The organism is Halococcus sp. IIIV-5B, assembly GCF_003602035.1.
Lineage (GTDB): Archaea > Halobacteriota > Halobacteria > Halobacteriales > Halococcaceae > Halococcus > Halococcus salsus.
In genome coordinates this window covers 57,571-81,747 of record NZ_QZWE01000013.1, presented here as the reverse complement: position 1 = coordinate 81,747, position 24,177 = coordinate 57,571, and the positions used below count along the sequence as shown (strand labels likewise).

At 59.3% G+C, this 24,177-nt stretch carries 17 protein-coding genes and 1 pseudogene; 8 read left to right on the top strand and 10 right to left on the bottom strand.

What is annotated here, in order from left to right:
* The first annotated feature begins 964 nt into the window (after positions 1-964).
* Positions 965-1,294 (top strand): hypothetical protein, encoded by a 330-nt coding sequence (locus tag D3261_RS10650; RefSeq protein WP_120072195.1) that lies wholly within the window; start codon positions 965-967, stop codon positions 1,292-1,294.
* 18 nt (positions 1,295-1,312) lie between these two features.
* The gene (locus tag D3261_RS10645; protein WP_120072193.1) at positions 1,313-5,503 is read left to right on the top strand and encodes a helix-hairpin-helix domain-containing protein; all 4,191 of its coding nucleotides are present in this window, start codon (positions 1,313-1,315) and stop codon (positions 5,501-5,503) included.
* A 191-nt stretch (positions 5,504-5,694) separates the two neighbouring features.
* Here D3261_RS10645 and D3261_RS19765 read toward each other — a convergent pair whose 3' ends face one another.
* Genes D3261_RS19765 through D3261_RS10635 form a run of 3 tightly spaced genes read right to left on the bottom strand, consistent with a single transcriptional unit; the run spans position 5,695 to position 7,397 of the window.
* Complete coding sequence (locus D3261_RS19765) at positions 5,695-6,606, bottom strand: hypothetical protein (protein WP_147464965.1); 912 nt, start codon at positions 6,604-6,606, stop codon at positions 5,695-5,697.
* Positions 6,607-6,618: 12 nt separating this feature from the next.
* Complete coding sequence (locus tag D3261_RS10640) at positions 6,619-7,068, bottom strand: hypothetical protein (RefSeq protein ID WP_233553965.1); 450 nt, start codon at positions 7,066-7,068, stop codon at positions 6,619-6,621.
* A 44-nt stretch (positions 7,069-7,112) separates the two neighbouring features.
* Complete coding sequence (locus D3261_RS10635) at positions 7,113-7,397, bottom strand: DUF6516 family protein (RefSeq protein ID WP_199693988.1); 285 nt, start codon at positions 7,395-7,397, stop codon at positions 7,113-7,115.
* A 1,142-nt stretch (positions 7,398-8,539) separates the two neighbouring features.
* On the opposite strand from D3261_RS10635, the gene D3261_RS10630 reads away from it, so the two are divergent.
* Positions 8,540-8,785: a hypothetical protein gene (locus D3261_RS10630; RefSeq protein ID WP_120072189.1), complete on the top strand. Its 246-nt coding sequence runs from the start codon at positions 8,540-8,542 to the stop codon at positions 8,783-8,785.
* 76 nt (positions 8,786-8,861) lie between these two features.
* On the opposite strand, the gene D3261_RS10625 is transcribed toward D3261_RS10630, so the two are convergent.
* Positions 8,862-9,878, bottom strand: coding sequence for a tyrosine-type recombinase/integrase (locus tag D3261_RS10625; RefSeq protein WP_158589382.1), 1,017 nt, complete (start codon positions 9,876-9,878; stop codon positions 8,862-8,864).
* Positions 9,879-9,973: 95 nt separating this feature from the next.
* Positions 9,974-10,597: a hypothetical protein gene (locus D3261_RS19760; RefSeq protein WP_147464964.1), complete on the bottom strand. Its 624-nt coding sequence runs from the start codon at positions 10,595-10,597 to the stop codon at positions 9,974-9,976.
* Positions 10,598-10,643: 46 nt separating this feature from the next.
* Between D3261_RS19760 and D3261_RS10620 the strand changes: the two are divergent.
* From D3261_RS10620 to D3261_RS10610, 3 genes and pseudogenes are all read left to right on the top strand, one after another.
* A pseudogene (locus tag D3261_RS10620) lies at positions 10,644-12,536 on the top strand (type II/IV secretion system ATPase subunit); the annotation flags it as partial.
* Complete coding sequence (locus D3261_RS10615; RefSeq protein WP_120072186.1) at positions 12,533-14,548, top strand: type II secretion system F family protein; 2,016 nt, start codon at positions 12,533-12,535, stop codon at positions 14,546-14,548. The pseudogene D3261_RS10620 and the gene D3261_RS10615, both read left to right, overlap by 4 nt.
* Before the next feature lie 3 nt (positions 14,549-14,551).
* Positions 14,552-16,360: a hypothetical protein gene (locus D3261_RS10610; protein WP_120072184.1), complete on the top strand. Its 1,809-nt coding sequence runs from the start codon at positions 14,552-14,554 to the stop codon at positions 16,358-16,360.
* A gap of 185 nt (positions 16,361-16,545) precedes the next feature.
* On the opposite strand, the gene D3261_RS10605 is transcribed toward D3261_RS10610, so the two are convergent.
* Together D3261_RS10605 and D3261_RS10600 are read right to left on the bottom strand one after the other, a co-directional pair.
* Positions 16,546-16,974: an adenylyltransferase/cytidyltransferase family protein gene (locus D3261_RS10605; RefSeq protein WP_120072182.1), complete on the bottom strand. Its 429-nt coding sequence runs from the start codon at positions 16,972-16,974 to the stop codon at positions 16,546-16,548.
* Positions 16,971-17,453, bottom strand: a complete 483-nt coding sequence (locus D3261_RS10600; RefSeq protein ID WP_120072180.1) for a Mov34/MPN/PAD-1 family protein — start codon at positions 17,451-17,453, stop codon at positions 16,971-16,973. Before D3261_RS10600 ends, D3261_RS10605 begins: the two co-directional genes overlap by 4 nt.
* 102 nt (positions 17,454-17,555) lie before the next feature.
* Between D3261_RS10600 and D3261_RS10595 the strand changes: the two genes are divergently transcribed.
* Positions 17,556-19,445, top strand: a complete 1,890-nt coding sequence (locus D3261_RS10595; protein ID WP_120072178.1) for a DHH family phosphoesterase — start codon at positions 17,556-17,558, stop codon at positions 19,443-19,445.
* A 17-nt stretch (positions 19,446-19,462) separates the two neighbouring features.
* Here D3261_RS10595 and D3261_RS10590 read toward each other — a convergent pair whose 3' ends face one another.
* The 3 genes from D3261_RS10590 to D3261_RS10580 form a co-directional block, all read right to left on the bottom strand.
* The gene (locus tag D3261_RS10590) at positions 19,463-21,115 is read right to left on the bottom strand and encodes a phospholipase D-like domain-containing protein (RefSeq protein WP_120072177.1); all 1,653 of its coding nucleotides are present in this window, start codon (positions 21,113-21,115) and stop codon (positions 19,463-19,465) included.
* A 42-nt stretch (positions 21,116-21,157) separates the two neighbouring features.
* The gene (locus D3261_RS10585; protein ID WP_233553968.1) at positions 21,158-22,372 is read right to left on the bottom strand and encodes a HEAT repeat domain-containing protein; all 1,215 of its coding nucleotides are present in this window, start codon (positions 22,370-22,372) and stop codon (positions 21,158-21,160) included.
* 551 nt (positions 22,373-22,923) lie between these two features.
* The gene (locus tag D3261_RS10580) at positions 22,924-23,634 is read right to left on the bottom strand and encodes a protein sorting system archaetidylserine synthase (protein WP_120072173.1); all 711 of its coding nucleotides are present in this window, start codon (positions 23,632-23,634) and stop codon (positions 22,924-22,926) included.
* Between the two features lie 107 nt (positions 23,635-23,741).
* Between D3261_RS10580 and D3261_RS10575 the strand changes: the two genes are divergently transcribed.
* Positions 23,742-24,158 (top strand): plastocyanin/azurin family copper-binding protein, encoded by a 417-nt coding sequence (locus D3261_RS10575; RefSeq protein WP_120072171.1) that lies wholly within the window; start codon positions 23,742-23,744, stop codon positions 24,156-24,158.
* Positions 24,159-24,177: the final 19 nt, after the last annotated feature.

Sequence of the window (24,177 nt, the reverse complement as noted above, 5' to 3'; positions counted from 1 at the left end):
ATAAGGGAAATCGGCGTTGCGAGCACAGGACATACTCTATGAGAAGGAGAATGAAATAGGATGGCTCTTCATCAATAGTTTACTGAATGAGAGTGGTTTGTCAATAGAATCATTCAGACACGCAGCCTGCTCTCAGTGAATGATTGTGAGCCTAATACCTATTCATCCCGACAAGCGCCTGTCCCACAGCGAGAAGGGAGTCCTTGACTCCCATCGCAGAGAGGAGACAGGCGCGCATGCTGAAAATGAACTAGTCTTTGAATACATCGTCTCAGACGGTTTCGATAGAAGACTACTGCTTTAGAGATATGTCTATTGCTGCTAACAATACTGAATCAGTTGAATCGCTTACGAATAACGAAACTCCCTGGAGAGATAGGTCTCTACTCTCCGACCTGTACTGGAAGGACGAATTGACTCAGCGACAGATTGCTGATAGATTAGGGTGCGGTCGAACTACTATTGTGAGATGGATGGATCGTCTCGATGTTCCAACCACGCATGACATCGGAGTTTCACACAGCATCGAAAAGTGGAATGAGAGGCCTGAACGTGAGAAGTGGATGGAGAGCGGTTCGAGGACTTCAGTTCTGGTTCATCGGCTTCTCGCTGTTGCCGAATACGGATTTGACGCGGTTGCAGGCAACGAAGTGAATCATCGGAACAAACATCAATTTGATAACAGACCCGCAAATTTGGAACCTCTCTCGCAGTCGGATCACCATGCTCTACATACGAATGAAGTATGGGGTGAAGAAGACGGATTCCCTGTTTTGCTGAACTAAATGGCGGAAATTACTAATGAAAATGATAGCGATTAACGGATCTACTCAATCAGCGGTGAACGAGGCTCGTTTCCAACTACCCAATTGCTCGGCGGGAGCTACCTTTGAGGATACGCTTTTGTCGCTGATTGAATCGCACCAGAGTATAGACTTAGAAGACGACGAATCAGTTTACAACAATGAATAAACAAGAAGAGAACTACCGAGAGAATCTAGCTGATAGAGTTAGATCCCCTGAAACGCATAAAATCTACGTTCGAGACGATGAGGGGCCTGAAGGCTACGCGAAGGTGACTACCTCCAAGCCCTCTATCGTGGAGAGTTTACTGCTCCACGAGGAGTTCTACATCGAACGTACTCTCATCAAGTGTGAGGGAGATATGCCTCAATGGATAGATCTTCTTGACGACGGAAACGGAAATAGAAGTCTCCCGATGCAGTTTGATGATGCTGACATTTTTGCGGTAAGAGGCATTTTTGATGCAGACTCGCTTTCTGACCTGTTCTAGATTTTACTGTTTTTCGACATGGCGACTGAAGAATTAGACATAGTTATAGAGATTGTTGATGAGTTTTCTGACGAGCTAGACGAGCTTGCTGCTGATCTTGAGGGGATTGACACCCTCAAGGAAGACGTTGAAGACATTACCATTGATGTTGATGTCGATGGTGTCGATGAAGCGATTTCTCAGATAGAGTCTGTTCATGCTGTTGCAGAGGACTTTGAAGACACCTATACGGCAGATTTGGATGTTGATGAGAATGGAGAAGTTAGCTCTGCGCTAAGAGACATACGGGGAGACGTCGCTGAGTTTGAAGACGACTTTAGCGAAATGTCTCTTGATTTGGGAGACATAGATGCTGAACTGGTTGAATTTGCATCCCCTGAACTCGATGAGGATGCGCTACTTGGCGTTGAGCTTGAAGACATTCCTATCGAGAGTATAGACGACATCGATGAGCGAACCTCTACAGCACTCAACAGTGAGGGCTATAAGAGCCTCAGAGACATCCGAGAGGCTCCAGAATCTGAGCTAACGGACATAAATGGTATAGAGGATTCGAGAGCGCAGATACAGTCCCTAAAGGCTCTCGCAGAGAACTTCGAGGATACGTACACGGCTGAGCTACAGGTCGATGAGGACGGTAAGATTCACTCCGTTCTCAGAGACATGCGGTCGGAGGTCGCTGACTTTGAAACGGATGTCAACGACATCTCTCTCGATATTGGTGACATCGATAGTAATCTGAGCGAGATAGAGCCGCCTGAGTTCGGTGAGGATGCATTACTGGGTGTTGAGCTTGAGGATATACCTCTTGAAGAAGTCAAAGGCATTGGAGAGCACACTTCTACAGCACTCAATAACCAGGGGTATGAGAACCTCAGCGACATCCAGCAAGCAGAGGAATCCGACCTAACCAATGTCGATGGGGTCGGAGAGAAGCGTGCATCCCAGTTTAAGGAAGCAGCGAGAACTCTCCAAGTCACTGCTGAACTGGAGGACGATTCTCTCCCAATACGCACAGAGGGTGGTGTTGACGAATCGGGCTTTCTCGGAGACACTCTTGCAGACGTCGCTGAGATTCAGAACGAGCTTGCAGATTTAGACTTCGATGAGACCCTCTCTAACCTCGATGATCTTGATATCGGACAGGGAATCAGCGTCAATGAATCGCTCTCTGACGGCATTGATGTTGACCCTGAATCAGTACAAGACACCCTCACGGACCTTCGAGGGTCGATTGAGGGCGTTGATCGGTCTGAAGTTGATGAAGAGTTCGTCCGTGAGCAAGCTGGCAAAGCAACCTTAGCTGAGAGAGGGCTGACGGACCTTAGCACTAATCTGGATACCAGCGAGCTACGCTCTGAAATTCTCGATGTCCGTGAAGACATCTTAGGGTTGGCTGACGATGATCTACAAAGCGAAATTCGCTCTCAGTTGACTGCTACCGAGAATGAGTCTACAGTACTCACGGAGATACCCGAGCTACTCTCAGATAGGTCTGCTACACTGAATGCCGATGTAGATGTCTCTGAGGCGAGAGAGCAGTTGGATACCCTGGAGAGCAGACTTGACACTCTCCCCGACGAGACTGACGAATCTACAATACATGTTGTGCGTGAGCAGATTGAGCGTACTCGCACGGAACTGGATGAGGAAATAGACACTGCTGATCTGGATACGGATTCGCTTTCTCAGTCAGTGCGGTTGATGCGGAGTCAGCTATCTGAGTTGGACGAGAAGGCCGCTGAGACGGCCACGAATCTGGATGAAGCACTATTCGACAGGGAGGCTACTCTCCATGCAGACATCGACACAGAGCGGGCTATAGACGAGATAGATGCTCTTGAAAGCCGTCTTCGTTCACAAGAGACGTTCAGTGTTGAACCAGAGTTCGATAATGAGGCTCTGCTCAGTGACCTAGATGACCTGAGAACTCAACTGCAAATTGAGTCTTCTGATTCGAGTGACATACTGAACGAAGACCTCTCTGACCTTCGAGAATCGCTCTCTACGGTTGAATCACCCTCGGAAGGGGTTGAACAGGTGGAGCGATTTGAAGAGCGGGTAGAGCAGAGTGAGACACTCTTAGAGAGCAGTGGGCTGGATACAGACTCCATCTATCAAGATATCTCTGATTTGCGTAGAGCTATCGGAGAGGGAGATACAATCGACGTTGACCTCTCTTCAGACGTTGAGAGTGGTGAAATACAAGACACAATCGGCAGGCTCGAAGAGCAATTTGAGAGCGTAGATGAGACTTCACTCACACCAGAGTTCGACAACGTTCAGCATGAGCGACTGAATACGCTGATTGAGTCAGAGAGTGCTCTCCAGGCACCATTCTCTGAGTTAGATGCTGGCTTCCGCGAATTAGACAGGGACATCCTCAGCGGGATGAGTGGAGAAGACTTCGATGCAGATGCACTCCCTGAATTGAAGGGAGAGTTAGATTCACTCGAAGAAGCCTCTACTACGGCAGATACGGATACTGACCATGCATCTTCGAAGGTCACTGCCCTCCGTGAGAAACTCACTCAGTTGGATGAGTTGGTTGCAACTCCATCTATCGATGCAGAGGATAGGAGCAATGTAGCCAACCTATATACCGATATCAAGGGAGATTACTCTGAATTGCGGTCAGACGTCCAGAGTGATCTTTCCATCGGAAGTAGAGGGGTAGATACTGGTCTCGAAAGAGAGTCATTTGACGATAGCTTTTCTCTGAGAGAGCAGTTCAAGCAAGAATTGGCTAGGTTCTTCGGTTCAGGCTCTGATAGAGATGTAGACGTCCCTGATCGTGCAGAGGCATTTGGAGTCGATCCTCTTGATATGAGTCAGAATAGTCCGAAGAAGCCACTGAAGAAGACGAAGATGACGATGAGCGGCCTGTACGGTGTGGTCGCGTCACTCATCCCGATGCTGATGGTCTTCATTGGTGCTATCCCTGCAGCAGTAGCAGGCTTAGTCACGCTCGCTGGTGCTGCAGTAGGTGCAGCAGGGGCAATTGGTGGACTAACCCTTCTTGGTGGGTTGGGAGCAGCAGCCGAACGGGGAGGAGGATATGACACTGAGTCCTTACAACAAGGATTCTCATCGATCAAAGACGACTTGCGTGAAGACTTTTTGCAGGCGTTCGCACCAATCGCTGATGACCTCCAACCTCTCTTTGAAGACGGGGTTGAGGGTCTCGGATCACTCTTTGATCGGATTGCTGCTCGTGATGATGTCTTCTTGCAGCTAGAAGATGAAGCACGAGCATTCGGCGGCTTCGTCCTCAATTACGTCCCAGGACTATTGGCCTCACTCGCAGAACTCGGTGAGGCAATGTCACCTCTCTTCGCCATGTTTGGTGAGTGGCTTGAGGGGGCAGACATCATCGAAGGATTTGCTCACGTTGCTGCAGAAGTCTTGCCTGCTCTTCTCCCGTTGATAGATGCATTCCTTGAGATGTTGCCGACACTGCTTGCGCTCTCGACAGGCTTCATGCAGGTGAGTGCAATAGTATTCCAGTTTATCGCCGCTATCGGCAGTGTCATCGAGATACTAGGGCCATTTGGCGAATTCATCGGCATGGGTGTCGCAGCCCTCTTGATGCTCGTAACGGCCCTATCTCTCGCTACGACGGTTACAAGCGCGTTCTCTGGAACCTTAGTGGCAACAGGATTCGCCGCATTGATGACCTTTGTGCAGGGGTTAGCCGTCTCTGTTGGGGGTCTCTTAGGATTCAGTGAGGCAACTATCATGGCGAGCACTGGGGTTGGAGTCCTAACGACTGCGATTACAGCACTCTTAGCAGTCACTGGGATTGGAATCTTAGTGGCATTAGCAGGTGCAGTGGTCGGAGTTGGATCGGGATTTATGAGTGCTTCAAGTGACATTGACGAAGCAACAAAGTCTCTCAAGCGATTCAATGCGGAAGCAGATGGCTTCGACGGCCCGAATCCGTATGCTCCGATGTCTGTCGGTGAGAACGTCTCTCAGAAGGGCTCTGCTGAAGAGCAGGCAATTGAAGATGAGAACAAGCAGTCTTCGAGTTCGACTTCATCGACATCCTCAAAGAGTCTCTCTAGCTTGATGGGTGGTTCTGGTTCGAGCGGTGGAACGACCATCAATAACAATCAGACCATCAATGCGAAGGACACTGAGGATGCAGGCCGCGAACTCTCAAAGCAGGAGTGGCTCAATCGGAATCACTCTGATCGGCCTGTCTAATGTAGTATCCTATAGCTAACTTGTAAGAGACACGTTTCTTCTATTGTATGTAGTATCTCGGTTTCTCAATGGCTTCATCGCACTGTGAGATGAATACCTCTCGCTGAAGAGTGAGAAGGATACTGAGGGGAATGTTGGGGTTACATGCGGAGAGGAGTCGCTGAAGGTTGTTCTATGACAGGAAGCAATAGTTATGCTTCCTCTCTTCTTTCTACAATCTCTGGTTCGAGGATACCATACTCTTCTCTGAAGTCGCTACGTGCGGAACCCAAACTTTCCCTGAGATCCTTGTTCTTGGCTTTCAGTTGCTTACCAAGCGCGTAGATATCTTCGAACTGATCTGAATACTGCGGATCATCTTGTATAGTGAGAGATGCCTGTCTCACGGATTGCCAACTGTCTTCTATCCATATTTTAGACCCCTGATTCCTTCCAGAATACAATTCACGACCCCCGAAAGCACCATGCACAATCGACTCCGTCACATTTGACAGCACTAGAGGGGCTCTATGTTTGTTCGTGTCACCGTTTTCAGCGGCGACCTGGATTAGTGCGGAGCGTTGTTCCTCACTGAGACCGTCAGGAATCGCTTCAGTTAAGTTAGATTCCAGAAGATTTGATTTTCTAACATATTCTTCCCGTATCTCTTCATACTGCTCCACTTCACTAGTGATTTCTGGATAGTGTTGCTCAATATCGGATAGGATTCGGTCTGATGGTCGTTGGAATGTCTGTGCCAATTTAGGAAGGATAGCCTTGTTATTCTCTTTGGAAATTTCTTCCAGTATTTTTGCATCACTGCCGAATCGACCATTCAGATCATCAATTCCAGCGTCAATTAACTGTATGACTGCGTCTTTCTGCTGCTCTCTGAGTAGATCTCTGCTGACTTTACGTTCCTCGGAAGCATTTTTGATGAGCTGACTATTTTGAAATACCGTAGCTAACGTCACAACTACTAAGAAGAGCGTTCCGTATTCAACAATTGTGTCTGGAAGCCGATATCCGAGGATTGCAGAGACCCCCATTGCTGCCGCAGCAATGAGGAAGAATAGGGCAGACCAATAGGCACCAAGATACGTGCCTATGTCTTTAGCATTCATCTTCCACAGTTGTTATACAGCAGAAGGCTCTGCTCTCCCCTCTGAGTCAAAGTCAAGCAGATCCACATGGACATCAATCCTGTCGTACCATACGACAGGCTTCTTCGAACGACCATGTGACTCAAACTCGACTACCTTCAACTGCTCAAGTTCCTTGAGATTGCGATGAACCTCTTTCACATCCCGCTCGACAAGCCGCGCAGCTTCACGAATGCTTTCAGGTTCCTGCTTCGCAATTACCTGGAGCAGTTGGATATTCTTCTCAGAGAAGACTCTATCCAATTCCTTGAGATTTGAAAGACTAAGGGTGAATTTGTCTTCGATAGGCTCACCCTTTTCAATCTTTTTCAGATTTTCCAAACCTCTCTCGTGGAAATCCTCAGTAGACTCTACATACACGTTCAGTGTTTTCACTGTTTTATCCTTGCTTTCCTGTCCGCCGCCTCGTTTTTCGAATGGCATTTTGTTTTGCCTCCACGGATGACCATTTGCAGACAATACGAGGGCTACGTGCCCTCTATCTTGTTAGCGAACTGCTCGTACAGTTCGACTATACCTGGGTACTCAATTTTTTCAACACTGTCTCCGATGTGCTTCTCATGCTGTCCATGAGCATTGTCGTATCGCAGCAGCGTTTCACCGTCCAAAGTTCCGTGATGGAACTCATATTTCACTCCATCAGGGAACTTAGAGGACTCTGGAACTAGGATCACCTTCCGATGGATCACCCTATTGCCCTCTTTTCGGGTTTCATCGAGTACAGTATCGATGTCTGATTCTGCTTTTGTCATCCGCGACTGTTGGTATGCACCCCATCAATAAGTATGTTGGGCATGGACCCAACAACTGATTGCTCTGTATCGGAGCACCTACACCTGTGATCTCAGCATCATACTCTCCAAAGCTCCCTACGGGGCTGACCGTTGCTGCAGTAATTCTCTGCAGTTGTATGCCGTCAGCTAGATTTCTGAGTGGCTCTAACCATCATCAAAAGGTATTCATCCTATTCTGCTGCGGAACGTCTCACAGAGGAAGATGACACACTCAGTGCTATTGGCATACGCTCCGTGCATAGTGCGGTGAGCATGTCTCTGCTTCAACTACCATCGTATAACATTTTCTCGGGGATCAGAGCCCCGTCTAAGGTGCATGGAACGATACGGCCATGCTATGCGCGTGCGCACGAGTATGCCGAAAATTCACCAGAAGGGGTGGCATTTGAGTCTGCCATCCAAGAAAAATGCCTCACAGAGATCTATGCCTATTAGTTGGGATTCACTGGATTCGAGCTTTCTGATACAAAGTGGAATGCTTATCTAACGGTAATAAGGAAAGCACAGTCATTCAATGAAAGGGGGATTACCCCCACTTCACTCGAATGGACATGCCCCCAACACACCCCTCTTAACGAGCGGCAAGCGGGGGTGGGGTAGAACCCCACCCTCCGCAGCCGCTCTGCTGAATAAAACTTCCATTCATACCATCTAACCCACGTCTGAGCAGAAAGTTGATGATATAATGACTGAGTAATAGGATATGATACTATTGGCAGGAGTCCATCCTCATCCACCTGGAGGTTCGAATGTTGCTGAGTTTGTCTTCATTCTAATCGTTATCATTGTAGTCTACGATCTCTCAAAGGCAGCATACAACTAGATACAGAGCGACTGATAGCTCCTACTTGAGTGCTTTTTTAAGCGGATTAGAGGTATTCGCTATATAAGTGGCATTACGGTCGTGGTGAGTTTATAAACTATGCTGTGGATTTACACTGATTCGAATGGAGGTATCTGCAGTCGATAAGAGTATAATAGCACTCCATTCCTACGCAAAATCAGTGTGATGCGGGGGTTGAGGGCTACATTTTCGCTAATGATGAGATTTGTGGGCTTGAGCAGCTTCATCTATCAAATGTGATTCTGTACGTAGTAGGATGAAGAAAGTCTCAACCACTATTCCCGAAGATGCTACTGAACACATCAGTAGGATGATTGGCGACGATAGCATACCTGTGGAGAATATCTCAGAAGCGTTGCGCCTACTAATCGAGAATGGGATCGAATACCCTGAATTGAGAGAGCAAAATGAGCAACTACAGGAACAGATTCAGATGACAAATCATGCTATCGTGAAGATGCTGATGCGTACTTTGGATGAAGACGAGATCGAAGATCATTGACTCTACGGAGGGTGGTTTTCCTGCCTTGAATCAGGGGTATTTGTGGTTGGATGTCCGTTCAACGAGGCTGTATATCCTACCAATTAGACTGCTGATGCCGTGAGCTTTCTACACCCATTGGTTGCTGCCGTTTCCGAACTGATTGTTCATCAGGACTAGAATGCCGTCCACTGGATGTAGCTCTTTGATAGGCATTGAGAGCAACATCGTTCTTGATATTGAGATATACAGCAGTCGTCTTGAGTTCACTGTGACCCATTAGCTCCTGAAGAGAGCGAAGATCCATTTCGTAGTTAAAGAGCATATCAACGGCAAATGAGTGCCTGAGTACGTGGGCAGTTACCTTCGCCCGCTTGTTTCCACCGTGTTCTCTATAATGAGTAGCCTGTAATCCAGCAGCCTCGGCAGTTTGCTTCACAATCCGATTCACATACCGCTCATCGATCCTTTCGCTCCTATCAGACGGGAATAGGTATGGGGAGTCTTCTGCTGTTGGAAGCGAGGGCCTTCTAACGTCTATCCATTCTCTGAGAAGCAAATCAGTATTCGGTCGGTACATCACTGTTCTCGATCCACCCACCTTAGCATTCTCAACAGTTATCCGACGGCTCTGAAGATCGACAGCATCTAGCTTAATCGAACAGAACTCAGATCGTCTCAATCCAGTCTGGAACAGTAGTTTGATGATGAGTTCATTGCGAAGTGCAGAGCCGTGGGCTTCCTTCGCATGGTCATACATCTTACTGACCTCATCAGGTTCCAGATAGATGATTTCGCCATTGCTATTGGCTTTCTGTGCCTTCTTGGATCTGGTGGTTGCGAAGCTATAATTTCTGCTGGTCAGTTCAATCTCAGAGAGGGGATTGCTCTCTACAACGTCTTCTTCGATAAGGAACTCATACATCGAATTGACGGAGTAGTAGTTCCCTCTGACGGTGCTGAAGGCGTAATCCTCAGCATTCATCCAGAATAGATATTCCTCATATCCATCCTTATCAAGCTCCAGTGGGTCGTATTCCTGTTCATCAGCCCACCGTAGAAATCGTTTGATGTGAGTTACATCCCCGTCAGCAGTCACATCCTCCTTTCGCATGTATCGACGTCGAAGGTATTTCTCAGCATGTATCTCTATTCCCGTGCCAGTAGAGAGTTCCTCGAAGGGTCTTCGAGTAGATTTAGCAGTCCCCATCAGTCTTCTCTCCAGTATCGGAGTTCTCCTTCGATACTATCACTGTTAATGAGAGAGGTATCTTTCTGGAGCTGATTGAGTGCGCTCTCTACACGATCCTTCTGAGAGTGAACAGGGCTAGAACTCTCTCTGATTCGACCATCTTCATCGGGATAGGTGCGATATTCACGAGTCATGCCCAACTTTTCAGCTACTGCATCGACTGTCCCTTCCCAAGCGATAGTACTATCATCGTTAGTATGCTGCATCAAATCCCACTCCTCTGTATAGGGCTTCTCTGTCGGGAGAACGTGGAGAACTTGCGTTGAAAGCTCTGTTCTCTCAGGCGGGTTGGTTACTTCCTCTTCTACCACACTCAAGCGCTGCTGAACATCCTGTAATTGACCAGAGAGACCTCCTACAGCATCGAGTACCTGAGAGGTCTGTTCCTCGATTGCTTGGCCCTGAGCAGGCTGTGAGGGGGATGAGGTGGAGCGCTCTTCTTGTATGTAGCTCTCTGCTGCAGCACGAAGGAACTCAGACATCGAATTGACCTCATAAGATTCCTCGATGTAATCCTCCCATCGTCGTTTCTGTGCGCAATCTACGTAGGCGTGAATCTGACCCCGCTCTGAATCACTCATACTTCGGCCTACAGTGTCTTGTAGCATAAATGTAGTGGTTGCTGAACAGGTCGCGCGCTACTGGGTCAACGAACCCTACTCGTTCGTGGTCATCTTCCACTCGACGCGCGAAAACGAGGCGAAGTACTACCTCGTCGAGCCCCACCTCACCCGGATCGAAGCCGACCTGAAGGCGTTCCTGACCCGGAAGCTCAAGACCGGGATCACCTACTCGGACGACGAGGCCGTGGCCGATGGCGACGAATCCGAGCGCGCGGCCGTCATCGAGACCGAGACGAGCCGACTGCTCGAACGCTACGACCTCTACGAGGGTCCCACCGCGGACACGGGGCGTTCAGGCGTTCTCGGCAGGCTGAAAGGGATCGTTCGACGGAGATCGAGCGGGACGGCTGGAACGGCCGACGGACCGGGCGACTACGAGGGAGTCTCAACCCGGCCCGAACCCGCGGTGCTCGACGAGGACGCGGAGACGCTCTCGGCCTACCAGGTCGAGAAGCTCGGCTACTACCTCCGGCGAGACTTCATCGGCTACGAACGTATCGACGGCATCAAACACGACGTCAACGTCGAGGACGTCTCGTGTGACGGCTACGACTCCCCGGTGTTCGTCTACCACACCGACCGCGAACAGCTGATCACCAACGTCCGCCACGGCGAGAGCGACCTCGACGACTTCGTCGTGAAACTCGCCCAGCGCTCGGGGAAGGGGATCTCGAAACGCCAGCCTCAGGTCGACGCCACCCTCCCCGACGGCTCGCGCGCCCAGCTCACCCTCGGCCGCGAGGTCTCCGACCACGGCACCAACTACACCATCCGCCAGTTCAAAGACGTCCCCTACACCCCGGTCGACCTCATCAACTGGCACACGTTCAGCATCGAGGAGATGGCCTTCGTCTGGCTCTGCATCGAGAACGGTAGGTCGATGCTGTTCGCCGGCGGGACGGCCTCGGGCAAGACGACGAGCCTCAACGCGGTCTCGCTGTTCATCCCGAGCAACGCCAAGATCGTCTCGATCGAGGACACCAGGGAGCTCGAGATCCCGCAACGAAACTGGGTCGCCTCGGTGACGCGACCCTCCTTCAGCGCCGACGACGTCGGCGACGTCGACGAGTTCGCGCTCCTCGAAGCCGCGCTCCGCCAGCGCCCCGACTACATCGTGATGGGTGAGGTTCGGGGGGAGGAGGGTCGAACCCTCTTTCAGGTGATGAGCACAGGTCACACCTCACTCACGACCTTCCACGCCGACAACGTCGGCGAGGTCATCAAGCGGTTCACGACCGACCCGATCAACGTCTCGAAGACGCTGTTCACAGCGCTCGACCTCGTGAGCGTCCAGACCGCGACGCGGGTTCGCGGGAAGAAGGTCCGCCGAAATCGGGCGCTCACCGAGATCAACTACTACGACGCCGAGCACGACGAGATCAACGTCAAGGACGTCTACCAGTGGCAGGCCGAGACCGACGACTACCTCCGTCTCGGGAGCTCGAACACCCTCGAATCGATCCGTTTCGACCGGGGCTGGTCCGAAGACCGGCTCTCCGCGGAGCTCTTCAAGCGAAAGGTCGTGTTGGCCTACCTCGTCGACCGGGGGCTCAACACCTACACCCAGGCCGCCGCCACGCTCCAGGCGTTCATCAACGACCCCGAGACGATCCTCTCGCTGATCGCGACCGACCGGCTCGAAGCCAGCCTCGACGACCTGCGCGGGATGGAGAGCGTGCGGATCGACACCGATCCCGCGACGGAGGCGATGGTCCCCCGCCCCGACCCCTCCGACGAGCTGCGACGGCTCACCGGGTCGATACTCGAAACGGCCGAAGCCGAGCTCTTCGAGGCGTACGACGACCGGTCCACGCCGAGCGTCGCCGCCGCGATCGCCGACGGTGGCCGCGCGGACGACGGCTCGGAAGCACCGACGGGGGCGGAGGACGGGCCGTGAGCCACGAGACCGGCGGGGGCTACGTGGGTGGGAGGCGGACGTTCGGCGACCGGTTCTACGGCCTCTACCGACGGCTGTTCGACGACGACGGCGACTTCGTCGACGACATGGAACGGAAGCTGGCGGCGGCGCGGATGCCTGACACCGTCGAGATCTACCTCTCGCGTGCGATCGGCGTCGGGGTCACGGTCGGCGCGTTGCTGTGGGTGCTCACCACGGTCGTCGGCTTCCTCCTCGTCGAGCGCTTCGTGGACGGCGTCCCGAAACTTACCGACCTCCGGGTGCTCCACGGCGTGATACTGGAGCTCTTCGAGGCCGCGAAGCTCCCGCTGTTGGTCGGAGCGTCGGGGCTCGTCTGTGGGTTCGTGGGGTTCACGGTCGGGTTCGGCACGCTCGTCACGATCCCCTACGTCCGGGCGAACGCCAGGAAACGCGAGATAAACGTGCTGCTCGCGGACTCGGTCTCGTTCATGTACGCCCTCTCGATCGGCGGGCTGAACCAGCTCGAGATCGTCGAGGCGATGGCGGGGGCCGACGACACCTACGGCGCGGTCGCGAGGGAGTTCGAGTCGATCCACCTCGAAACCGAGTTCTTCGACACCGACTACCGGACCGCGATCCGGCGGCAGTCGATCCGAACCCCGAGCGAGGAGCTGAGCCAGTTCCTGACCGACATGCTCTCGGTCGTCGACTCCGGCGGGAGCATGACGGCGTTCCTCCGGGACAAGAAGGACAAGCACCTCCGCACCTCGAAACAGGAGCAGTCGCTGGTGCTCGAAACGCTCGAACTGTTCGGCGAGCTGTACATCACGCTCTCGGTGTTTCCCCTCCTCCTGGTCGTGGTCCTCGTCGTGATGAGCATGGTCGGCGGCCCGCAGACGTTGCTGCTCTATCTGACGGTCTACGGGCTGGTCCCCCTGATCGGTATCGGCTTCGCGGTGCTGGTCTCGACGGTGAAACAGGACGAGGTCGGCGACGGCTACCTCCGACCCGACGGGGTCGAGGGCGCACCGACCTCGACGACGGGTCGGTCTCGGCTCGCCGACCTCGGGCTAGTCGAGGAGTACACCGGTCGACACGCGGTGTTCGACCGGATCCGCGACCGCGAGGGGACCCATCGGACCGCGGAACTCCTCGCGCGACCACATCGCTTCTTCCGGGACCGACCGCTCGCCGTGCTCGCGCTCACGGTGCCCGCCTCGGTGGTGTTGCTGGCCTTCGCAGTAGCTTCGGGACGCGCCCCCACGTCGCTCAACGGGTTCGTCGATCGCTCGGTGGTCGGCACCTTCCTCTGGGTCTACGTGCCGTTGTACGTCAACGGGCTGCCGCTCGCGGTGTTCTACGAGTGGAACGTCAGGTCGCGCCGTCGGATAACGGGCAAGCTCTCGGAGACGCTCCGGAAGCTATCGAGCGCCAACAGTACGGGGCTGACCCTCCTCGAATCGCTCCGGGTCGTCGCCGAGACCTCCTCGGGACGGCTCGCGAGCGAGCTCCGGACGGTCGCCGCGAAGGTCGACTACGGGACGAACCTGACGAGGGCGCTCGTCGAGTTCAACAACGAGTATCACGTCCCGCGACTCGCACGGACGGTGAACGTCATCAGCGAGGCGCAGGAGGCCTCCTCGGAGATAACGGAGGTGCTCTCGACGGCGGCGCGCGCGAGCGAGAACCAGGACGCGGTCGAGCGTGAACAGCGCTCCCAGGCCAGAATGCAGGTCGTGATCGTCGTGATGACCTTCCTCACCCTGCTCGCGGTGATGGCGGTCCTGAAGGTGAACTTCCTCGATACGGTGGCCGGGCTCGACACCGGAACGAGCGGGGCGGCCGCGGCGGGACTCGGCGCGAGCATCGACGTCGACCTGATGGGGATGCTGTTCTTCCACGCCGTGACGATCCAGGCGGTCACGTCGGGGTTCATCGCGGGCTACATCCGGAGCGGCACCCTCCTCACCGGGACGAAGTTCGCGGTGGCACTCCCGACCGTCGCGCTCGCGGTCTTCGCGGTGATCTAAGCCATGAGACGATTCACACAGCGGCCGGGATCCGGCGACGACCGCGCGGTCTCGCCCGTGGTGGGGTTCGTCCTGATCTTCGCGTTGGTGATGATCGTCTTCACGATCTACCAATCGAGCGTCGTCCCCGCCCAGAACAGGGCGGTGGAGTTCGAACACAGCCGGACGGTCGAGAGCCAACTGGAGCAGTTGAGTGCGGCGGTGGTGAACACCGCGACCGCCCCGGCGGGAGCCAGCACGACTCGACGCACGACCGTGGAGTTGGGGGTTCGGTATCCGACTCGTCCGTTCGCGGTCGACCCCGGTACCCCGGTCGGGTCGCTCGAATCGACGGCACCACGGCCGGTCGTCATCTCGGGTCTCGACACCGAGCGGGGTGACGGGACGCAGACCTTCAACACGACGTTCGTCACCTACCGTCCGACCTACAACCAGCTCGGCGAGCGACGGGAGATCTCGCTCGAATACAGCATGTTGCTCGAACGGTACTCGGGGACCGACACCGTGCTGGCCGACACTACGGACGGTACGTTCGGCGACGACGCGGTTCGGCTGGTCCTCCTGAGCGGCGACCTCGACGAGCGGGCGGTCTCGACCACGGTCACGACCGAACGGACGGGTCACTGGAACACGACCGTGCCGTCCGGCGGCGCGACCGTCAGCCTCCCGACCAGGCTCCCACGCTCACAGTGGCAGGATCTCCTCGACGAGCGCGGCTACGCCCGGCTCCTCGACTACGACGACTCGCCGGGGACGAGCAGGGTCAGGGTCCACATCGACGGCGGGACCCGGCTCGCGGCGGCGAAGGTGTCCGTCGGCGAGGGGACCGACGACGGGTTCGATCTCGAACCGTCCCTCACGAACGTCACCTCGCACGCCCCGGCGGTGGATCCCGACGGCGAGCGGACCGTCGTCGTTCGGGCGGTCGACGAGTTCGGCGGGCCGCTCCGGGATGTCGGTCTCGAAGCGACCACCAACGGCTCCGGAACGCTGGAACCGGCCAGCACCGAATCCGGTGACGACGGGAAGGCGTCGTTCGTCTACACGCCGGGGGGCGACGACGACGGACGGACGGTCGGCGTGACGGTCGCGCTCGCGGACGAGCGAAACCGATCGGAGACGTTCGGCCTGAACTACCCCGCGGACGATGGTAATTCGACCAACGAGACGTCCGCGAACCGTGCGCCGCTCGATGCGAACCTGACGAGCACGGGCACGGTGAACCGGCTCGCGCTCGAGGTACGACCCCCCTCGCTCGCCGTCGCCGGGTTCTCGGTCGTCACGAAGGGCGACGCCGCCGCGCTGAACGGAACGAGCGGGCCGAATCGGTTTCGGATCGCCGACTCGACGGCCATCGAGGACGTCTCCGGCGACGGTCCGCTCCGGTACGCATCGCGGGAGCCGATCCGGTTCGACGGGCAGGCGTACGTCTTCGAGAACGGCCCCCGACGGGTCGACTCCTCGACCGTCTCCCTCTCGGCGTGGTCGACCACGAACGGCATCGAGGTGTCCGGAGTCGTCGATTCCTACGACGAGGCCGATATCGTCGTCTACCTCGTGCTCGCGGACGGCAGTAGACGGCCGGTGTACATCGATGCGACGGCACCCGAGAGGGCGACGGCCACGACCGAACCCCTCACTCCGGCACGTACCGCCAGACGGCCGTCCCGGGTCCGGGTGCCGAGACGCCCGGCAGCTCGCGAAGCAGGGGCGAGACCAGCGCCTCGTACCACTCGGTCGGCCCGAGTCCGGCGTCGCGTCGCGGGTGGACGTTCGCCACGAGGCCGAGCCGCGAGGCGGTCCGGTGGGTGATGAGGTGTTTGTAGGCCGCGAGGAGGGCGTCGTCGCGGGCGGGTGTGCGGTCGAGCGGGCTCGACTCGTAGGAGAGGGCTTCGACGACCGCCCGGGTGTTCGGCGTCCCGGCGGCGGAGGTGGACATAGTATCACGTATCGAGAGCCACAAGAAAAGGGTTCGTCAGACGGTCGTCCGACGGGTCTCAGCAGCGCTGCTCACAGATCCGGTCGATGATCCGACCGGTCGAGAGGAGTTCGTCGTCGTAGGAGGGGGTTCGACCCGCCGCGCGTGCGACCGAACAGTCGATGCCACGCTCGTCCAGCGCCCCCTCGATCGCGTGCTCGTCGTGGTGTTGGTCGTGGCCGAGCACGATCACGTCGGGGTCGATCCGCTCGATGGGTACGAAGATGTCCTCGCGGTCGCCGAGCACCGCGCTGTCGACGGGGTCGAGCGCGTCGACCATGTCGCGGCGTTGGCGGTCGGCGAGCACGGGCGTTCGTTTGTGGGAGACGTTCTCGCGACGTGCGATGATGACGTGGAGTTCGTCACCCATCGCCGCCGCCTCCTCCAGATACTGGAGGTGGCCCGGGTGGAGGATGTCGAAGGTCCCCTGGGCGACGACCGTCGTCATCGAAGCTCCTCGTCGATGTCGGCCTGAGTGAAGTCGAAGAACGCCTCGTCGTCGGGCAGCGAGACGTCGAGCACTTCTAGACTACGTGGTTCACCCTCGTTGTCGAACGCGCGCCAGTCGTCGGGTCCGTAGGGTGCGCCCAGGATGACGTGAGCCTGTCCGCGACCGAAGGTGGCGCGGTCGGCGGCGCTCGGGCGGAGCACGCCGTTCGGGTGAGAATGTATCGAGCCCGCGGCCCGCATGTCGTTCGGCACGAGGCTGGTCTTCACGGTGGCGCTCACGGGGTTCGATTTCGTGCCGGGGATGACGAGCACGTCGGTGATCACGATACCGGACTCGTCGAGACCGAGCTCGCTCGCGTCCTGACTTCTGAGGAGGCCCATGTACTCGTCAGGGTGGGTCTCGGCGGCCGCCGACCGCGCGAAATCCAGCGTCTCGGCGGCGATCCCGAGGAGAGTCGGTGAACCGAACAGCCCCATACGTGGGATCCGGCTGGCGTCCATCTAAGGGTTCCGAACGCCGGAGCACCGAAAGCCCGTTTGCCAAGCGTTAAAGTCGGCCGCGGCAAACGCCGCACAAGAATGTCTTCACCATCCGAATCTGCGGCCCCCGGTGATGCGGTCTACGACCTCGCGCCCGAGTGTACGACCGAGGACGTCGAGGTTGGCAAGCGCTACGTCGCCACCGTCAACGGTGTCGTGGAGTACGGCGTGTTCGTCGACCTCTCGGCCACCGTCTCCGGGCTGGTTCACGAATCGAACCTCGACGACGACTACGAAGTGGACGACGAGATCACCGTGCGTCTCATCGAGGTTCGCGAAAACGGCGACCTCGGGTTCGAGGCAGCCGACGGGAGCGGTGAAACGCTCCGGGTCGAGTACGAACCCGACATCACGGCGGCCGACGACCTCCGGAACCACGTTGGCGAGGAGGTCACGATCGACGGCGAGGTCGTCCAGATCAACCAGACCGGCGGCCCGACCGTGTTCACCCTCCGCGCCCCCACCGGGCTCGTGGCGTGTGCGGCCTTCGAGGCCGCGGGGGTCCGAGCCTACCCCGCAGTCGAGGTCGGCGATGCGGTACGGGTCGCTGGCGTCGTCGAGGAACGCGACGGTTCGCTCCAGATCGAGGTCGAGTCGCTCGACGCCCACGACGATCCTGAAGAACTCCACGAGGCGGTCGAGGCGGGGCTGGCGGAGCAGGCGACCGCCAACGAGATCGACCCGATGGTCGAGTGGCCGGCGCTCGCCGACCTCGTGCCCGACCTCGAAGGCGTCGCCACCCGCCTCCGGCGTGCGGTGCTCGAAAACCGCCCGATCCGCATCCGCCACCACGCCGACGGCGACGGGATGTGTGCGTCGATCCCCGTCGCGCTCGCGCTCGAACGCTTCGCCGAGGAGGTCCACGACGACCCCGACGCGGGTCGCCACCTCGTGAAGCGCCTCCCGAGCAAGGCACCCTACTACGAGATGGAGGACGTGACCCGTGATCTGAACTTCGCGCTCGGCGACCGCGAGCGCCACGGCCAGAAGCTCCCGCTCGTGGTGATGCTCGACAACGGCAGTACGGAGGAGGACGTGCCGGCCTACGAGGCGCTCGCCGAGTACGACATCCCCGTTCTCGTCGTCGACCACCACCACCCGGACCCCGAGGCGGTCGGGGACCTCCTCGCCGCCCACGTCAACCCCTACCTCCACGGCGAGGACTACCGGATCACGACCGGGATGCTCTGTGTCGAGCTCGCCCGGATGATCGACCCGTCGCTCACCGACGAGCTCGCCCACGTCCCCGCGGTCGCGGGTCTCACCGACCGCTCGGAGGCCGACGCGATGAACGACTACCTCGCACTCGCTCGGGAGAAGGGCTACGACGAGGCGGACCTCCAGGCGGTCGGCGACGCGCTGGATTACGCCGCCCACTGGCTCCGCTACAGCGCGGGCGAGTCGCTGCTCGCGGACGTCCTCGACGTCGGCACGGGCGCGGACTCACCGCACGCGGAGCTGGTCGAGTTCCTCGCCGAGCGCGCCGAGCACGAGACCGAAAAACAGCTCGACGCCGCCATGCCCCACGTCGAGGAGCGCGAGCTCGACAACGGAGCCCACCTCTACCGACTCGACGTCGAGCGTCACGCCCACCGCTTCACCTACCCCGCACCGGGCAAGACGACGGGCGCGATCCACGACGCGAAGGTCGAAGAAACCGGCGACCCCGTCATCACTGTGGGCTACGGCCCGGACTTCGCCGTCCTCCGAAGCGACGGCGTCCGGCTCGACATCCCACGGATGGTCGAGGAACTCGAAACGGAGGTCGACGGCGGCGGTGTGAGCGGCGGCGGCCACCTCGTCGTCGGTTCGATCAAGTTCGTGAAGGGGATGCGCGAGGCGGTCCTCGACGCGCTCGAGACCAAGATGGGCGAGGCCGAGATCGACGAGGAGCTCGGCAGCGCCAGTGTCGCTGGCTTCGAGGACTGAGAGCGGGCGTTCGGGGTTTACTCGAACTCGATACGGCGCGCGACGACGATTCCGAGGAGGAGTACTCCGACGACGGCAACGAGAACACCGATGGGAAGCGGCGAATCGAACCCGAGGTCGAGCCCCGACCCGCCGTCTTCCGTCCAGTCGGCCTCGAACACCCGACCGTAGTACGCACCCGCCGCCTCGCCGTCCAGCACCACCGTAACCTCCCGGTTCTCGTTGGCGGAGTTGTTATTCCAGTTCATGCTCCCAACGACCGCGGTGTCGTTGTCGATCACGACGCCCTTGGCGTGGATGTCCTCGAACGTCGACTCCGGGTCGACCACTTTGGCTTCGAGCGGCAGGTCCTCCGTCTCCCCCCGCGCGTTTATCCACTCGGCCATCGCCTCGTTCTCGTCCTCGGAGTACCACGCGTTGCTGAGGAGGACCCGGACCCGCACGCCGCGCCTGGCCGCGCGTATCGCCGCTTCGAGAAACGACTGGTGTCGGCTCCCGATGGCGGGCTGGATCACGTCGACGGATCGGGTGGCGTTGTCTATTCGAGCGATCAGCGCGCGCTCGGCGTTGTCGGGGGCGACGAGCACCTGCACCCCGTCGACGTCGACCGTCTTCGGCTCGAAGTTCGAGGAATAGGTCTCGTTCGCCACGTCGTCGGGTTCGAACGTGTGATTCGCCCGGTAGGAGCACCACGGGACGGTATCGCGCCAGCCGTCGTCGGCGCGGAAGACCGCGGCGAGCGCCTCGGCGGCCTCGCCCCCGACCACCGCACCCCAGCCCCGATTCGAGTGGCCACCGACCCCGGACGGCTTCCAGTTCTCGGTCGTGACGAGGGCGCGGTGGTCGACGACGGCGTACTTCGCGTGGTGGTAGTCGTACCGTGCCCAGTCCCCGCCGATGATGTCGACCGGGATCCCGGCCGCGACGAGTTCGTTCAGCGCCGCGGCCTGACGTTCGCTCATCCCACCGACCGGCGCGTCGTCGACGAGCACGCGAACTCGAACCCCTCGTTCTTTCGCCCGCTTCAGCGCCCGTGCGACCCGTTCCGAGCTGAAAGTGTAGCCCGCGAGCAGGACCCGCTGGTCGGCGGCCTCGATGGTCTCGACCGCCACCTCCGGGTCGTCGGGGAGCACGAACACCCGCGCGCTCGTGGTGTCGGTCCGTGCCGCCGCGAAGTCCGTCGCGCCGAGGTGTTCCCACCCCCAGCCGTCGGCGCTCCGGTTCCACACCTCGGCGTCGGGGGCGTCCTCGTAGGTCGTGTTGTCGACCTCGTGGCCGTCGTGAACCAGCGCCACCGCGTCGCCGGAGTTGGCGAGGCTCACCGAATCATCGAGCGCGAGCAACGGCGCGTCGGTCGCGTTGCGCGCCGCCTCCGGCTCCGCGGTGACCGCGACCCGTCCCGAGACGGTACCGTTCGAGAGCGAGACGTCACTCTCGCCGTCGGTCAGCGTCCAGGTCGAGAGGTTCGTCGGGCGGGGAAAGTCGAGGACCACGTACTCGCCGGCGTCCTCGTCGGCGAGCGGGTTCGGGTACACCGACTCGATGTGGGGGCCGGCAGTCGCCGACCCGTTCGTCGTCGATGTATCGCTCCCCGGTCCGGCCGCCGCCACCGGTCCCGCGACCAGTGCGACCGCGAGAACGGCGACGACCCAGACGAGACGAGCGGACACGCCCGTCGGTGGTCGTCTTCCAGTATGTAAACCCTCGCCCGCTCAGGCCGGCGTTTCGGCTCTGTCCTCGTCGGTCATCGCACCCTCGGCCTTCTCGGCCTCGGTCTGGACGAGGAACGAGCGGTCGTCGGCGTGCTCGCGGGCGGCATCGAGCGCCTCCGCCGTCCCGATCTGGTTCAGCGCCCACGCCGCACTCGCCCGCACGGGGTTGGAGTCGTCGTCGGCGAGCACGTCGGCGAGGGGGTCGATGGCGCGGGTGTCGCCGATCAGCCCGAGCGCACGCGCGGCGTTCGAGCGCACGGTGTCGTTCTCGGCGACCAACCTGTCCGCGACCGCCTGCGTCGAGTCGGTCGAACCGATCTCGCCGATCGCCTTGATCGTGACCGTCTGGAGTGCGGGGTCGCTGTCGCCCTCGATGTAGTCGTGGAGGGTGTCGAGCGCGCGCTCGTCGCCGATCTTCCCGAGCACCTCGATGGGTGGCTTGTTGCGCTTCTGGGCGCGCTGCTCCATCGCGTCGTAGGCCTCGGGCGAGCCCATTCGTTTCAGCGATTCGATACAGTGGCCCTGCATGTACTCGGAGCCGAACATCTCCAGCCCGTGGAGGATCGACTCGGGGTCGTTCTGTTTCTCGTAGACCTTGATCGCGTTCCACTCCGGCGGGAAGTCCTTCCGGTTCTCGGGGGTGAGCACGTCGTAGAACCCCTCGGCATCGAGCTTTTCGCGAACCGAGAGGTCGTCCCACTCCTCGGCGTCGGCGAGGTCGGCTTCGAGCTCGTCGGCCACCTCACACAGGTCGGCGACCGTCCCGGCGTCGTCGTCGGGGTCGAGGTCGCGCGCCTCGACCGTCTCGATCACGTCGTCGAGCGCCGCCGTGAGGTCCGCCATCGTCTCGCCGTCGGTGGAAAAGGACTCGTCGAGCACCTCGCCAACCGAGTCGAGGAACGACTCGACCGCCGCGACGACCTCGGGCTCGCCGTCCTCGGTCCAGCGGGTGTCCTCGATGGTCGCCTTCGCGCTCTCGATCGTCTCGACCGCGTCCTCGGCGTACGGCCCGCGCTCGGTCTCGATGGCGTCGCGGAGCCCCGTCACGGTGGTTTCGAGTTCGTCGCGCGGGTCCGCCACGTCCTCCTCGTCCTCTTCGTCCTCTTCGTCCTCGTCGGGTTCGGGGAGGTCCGCGGCCTCGATGTCCGCCTCGACCTCGTCGAGCTTCGCCTCCGCCTCGTCGAGGTCGGCCTCGGTCTCGGCCTCGTCGACCATCCCCTCGACCTCGTCGAGCCGCGAGTCCAGCGATTCGGGTGTCGTGTCCGGGAGGGACTCCGACTCGTCGTCCGCGTCGCCGTCCTCGTCCGTCTCACCGTTCTCGTCGGCGGTTTCGGTCTCCGTCTCCTGGTCCGCCTCCGTCCCCTTGCCGTCCTCCGCGTCCGCCTCTTCCTCCGTGTCCCCTTCGTCGTCCGAATCCGCCTTGTCTTCGGTCGCGTCCTCGTCAGCCGCATCCGCATCCGGGTCTCCCTCGTCTTCCGTCCCCTCGCCGTCGTCTTCGGCTGCTTCGCCCTCCGAGTCGGCCTCTGCATCCGCTTCGTCTTCGTCAGTCTCGTCGCTATCGTCGGGTTCCTCGCTCTCCACCGCGTCCTCCGGCTCCGCCTCCGTCGTTTCGTCCGCATCGCTCTCCTCGGTCGCTTCGTCCGCCGTTTCGGCCGACGTCTCCTCGTCGACCGGCTCGCCGTCGGTGCCCTCGGCGGGCGTGTCGGCGTCGTCGTCGGCCGGAGGCTCGTCACCGTCGCTCATGAATCCGATTTCGGGTGAATCGCCTAAGTGCGTTTCCCTTCCACGAGCAAGGGATAGTATCGCGGCCCGAGCACGAGGTACGCGAGCGCGAACCCACAGAGCAGGCGCGGGAAGACCCGGAAGAAGAGGGCCGGTGCGAGGATGGCACCCGCCTGGACGACCCCCATCGCGAGCGCGTCGCGCATCCGGAGGTCCGGGTAACCCACCGGTGCGACCATCAGCGCGACGAACGCCGCCAGGCCGAGGAGCACGACGACGGGGTCGCGAACCCCGGCGAGGAACGCCGCCGCGAGCACCGTCGCCGCGAGGGTGGTCGGGACTCCCTCGGTGGTTCCGCGGTCGATGTCGTAGGCGGTGTAGAGCCCGAGTCGAACCACCCCGACGACGACGAACGCGGCGGGAACGACGAGCGCGAGCGCGAGCGCCGGTGTCGGGGCGACGAAGGAGAGCTCCCACGCCCTCCGCATTACACCGAAGACGAGCAGCGCGGGCGCGACGGTGAAGGAGGCGACGTCGGCGAGCGAGTCGAGGAACTCCCCGAGCGGGGTGCCGCCGGTGTGTGCCGCGAGCACCCCGTCGAGGCCGTCGGCGACCGCCGCCAGAAGGATCAATCGCGCGGCGAGCGCGGGGGCGAACGGGGCGGCGGCCGCCGCGAGGAACCCGAGCCCGGCGTTCGTCGCCGTCACCGCGTCGGCGAGCCCGAGCCGAGCGACGAACCGGGGACGGGGCGGCATATGCCGGGGTTGCCGGCGGGCGATTTAGGTGTTCATACTCGTCGGCGACGGCCGGAACCCCGGCGCGTACCGCGGCGGCTATACCGCTCCGGACGGTACGTCGAACTATGGACCGTCGCGCGTTTCTGGCTGCGAGCACGGGCGTCGCCGTCGGCCTCGCGGGCTGTCTCGGGGCCGCGGAGGGGGAGTCCGACTACGACATCGGGATGGCCGCGAGCGCGTTCCTCCCGGAGGACGACTTCGAGCCGCGGGTCGGCGAGCCCGTCGTCTGGCGTAACACCGGCGCACGCGCGCACACCGTGACCGCCTACGGGTCGGGGATCCCCGACGGAGCGGATTTCTTCGCCTCCGGTGGGTTCGAGACCACGGCTGCGGCCCGCGAGGCGTGGAACCAGAACGGCGGCGGGGCTATCCACGGTGGCGAGGTGTACGAACACACCTTCGAGGTTCCAGGTACCTACAACTACTTCTGCATTCCACACGAGCCAGGCGGGATGGTCGGCTCGTTCGACGTCGTCGAGTAAAAGTAGTCTCTCGCGGGTG

Bases quoted from the DNA above. Each gene is read 5' to 3' on its own strand.
- D3261_RS10650 (WP_120072195.1), top strand. From the start codon at position 965: ATGAATAAACAAGAAGAGAACTACCGAGAGAATCTAGCTGATAGAGTT.
- D3261_RS10645 (WP_120072193.1), top strand. From the start codon at position 1,313: ATGGCGACTGAAGAATTAGACATAGTTATAGAGATTGTTGATGAGTTT.
- D3261_RS19765 (WP_147464965.1), bottom strand. From the start codon at position 6,606: ATGAATGCTAAAGACATAGGCACGTATCTTGGTGCCTATTGGTCTGCC.
- D3261_RS10640 (WP_233553965.1), bottom strand. From the start codon at position 7,068: ATGCCATTCGAAAAACGAGGCGGCGGACAGGAAAGCAAGGATAAAACA.
- D3261_RS10635 (WP_199693988.1), bottom strand. From the start codon at position 7,397: ATGACAAAAGCAGAATCAGACATCGATACTGTACTCGATGAAACCCGA.
- D3261_RS10630 (WP_120072189.1), top strand. From the start codon at position 8,540: ATGAAGAAAGTCTCAACCACTATTCCCGAAGATGCTACTGAACACATC.
- D3261_RS10625 (WP_158589382.1), bottom strand. From the start codon at position 9,878: ATGCGAAAGGAGGATGTGACTGCTGACGGGGATGTAACTCACATCAAA.
- D3261_RS19760 (WP_147464964.1), bottom strand. From the start codon at position 10,597: ATGAGTGATTCAGAGCGGGGTCAGATTCACGCCTACGTAGATTGCGCA.
- D3261_RS10610 (WP_120072184.1), top strand. From the start codon at position 14,552: ATGAGACGATTCACACAGCGGCCGGGATCCGGCGACGACCGCGCGGTC.
- D3261_RS10605 (WP_120072182.1), bottom strand. From the start codon at position 16,974: ATGACGACGGTCGTCGCCCAGGGGACCTTCGACATCCTCCACCCGGGC.
- D3261_RS10600 (WP_120072180.1), bottom strand. From the start codon at position 17,453: ATGGGGCTGTTCGGTTCACCGACTCTCCTCGGGATCGCCGCCGAGACG.
- D3261_RS10595 (WP_120072178.1), top strand. From the start codon at position 17,556: ATGTCTTCACCATCCGAATCTGCGGCCCCCGGTGATGCGGTCTACGAC.
- D3261_RS10585 (WP_233553968.1), bottom strand. From the start codon at position 22,372: ATGGTCGACGAGGCCGAGACCGAGGCCGACCTCGACGAGGCGGAGGCG.
- D3261_RS10580 (WP_120072173.1), bottom strand. From the start codon at position 23,634: ATGCCGCCCCGTCCCCGGTTCGTCGCTCGGCTCGGGCTCGCCGACGCG.
- D3261_RS10575 (WP_120072171.1), top strand. From the start codon at position 23,742: ATGGACCGTCGCGCGTTTCTGGCTGCGAGCACGGGCGTCGCCGTCGGC.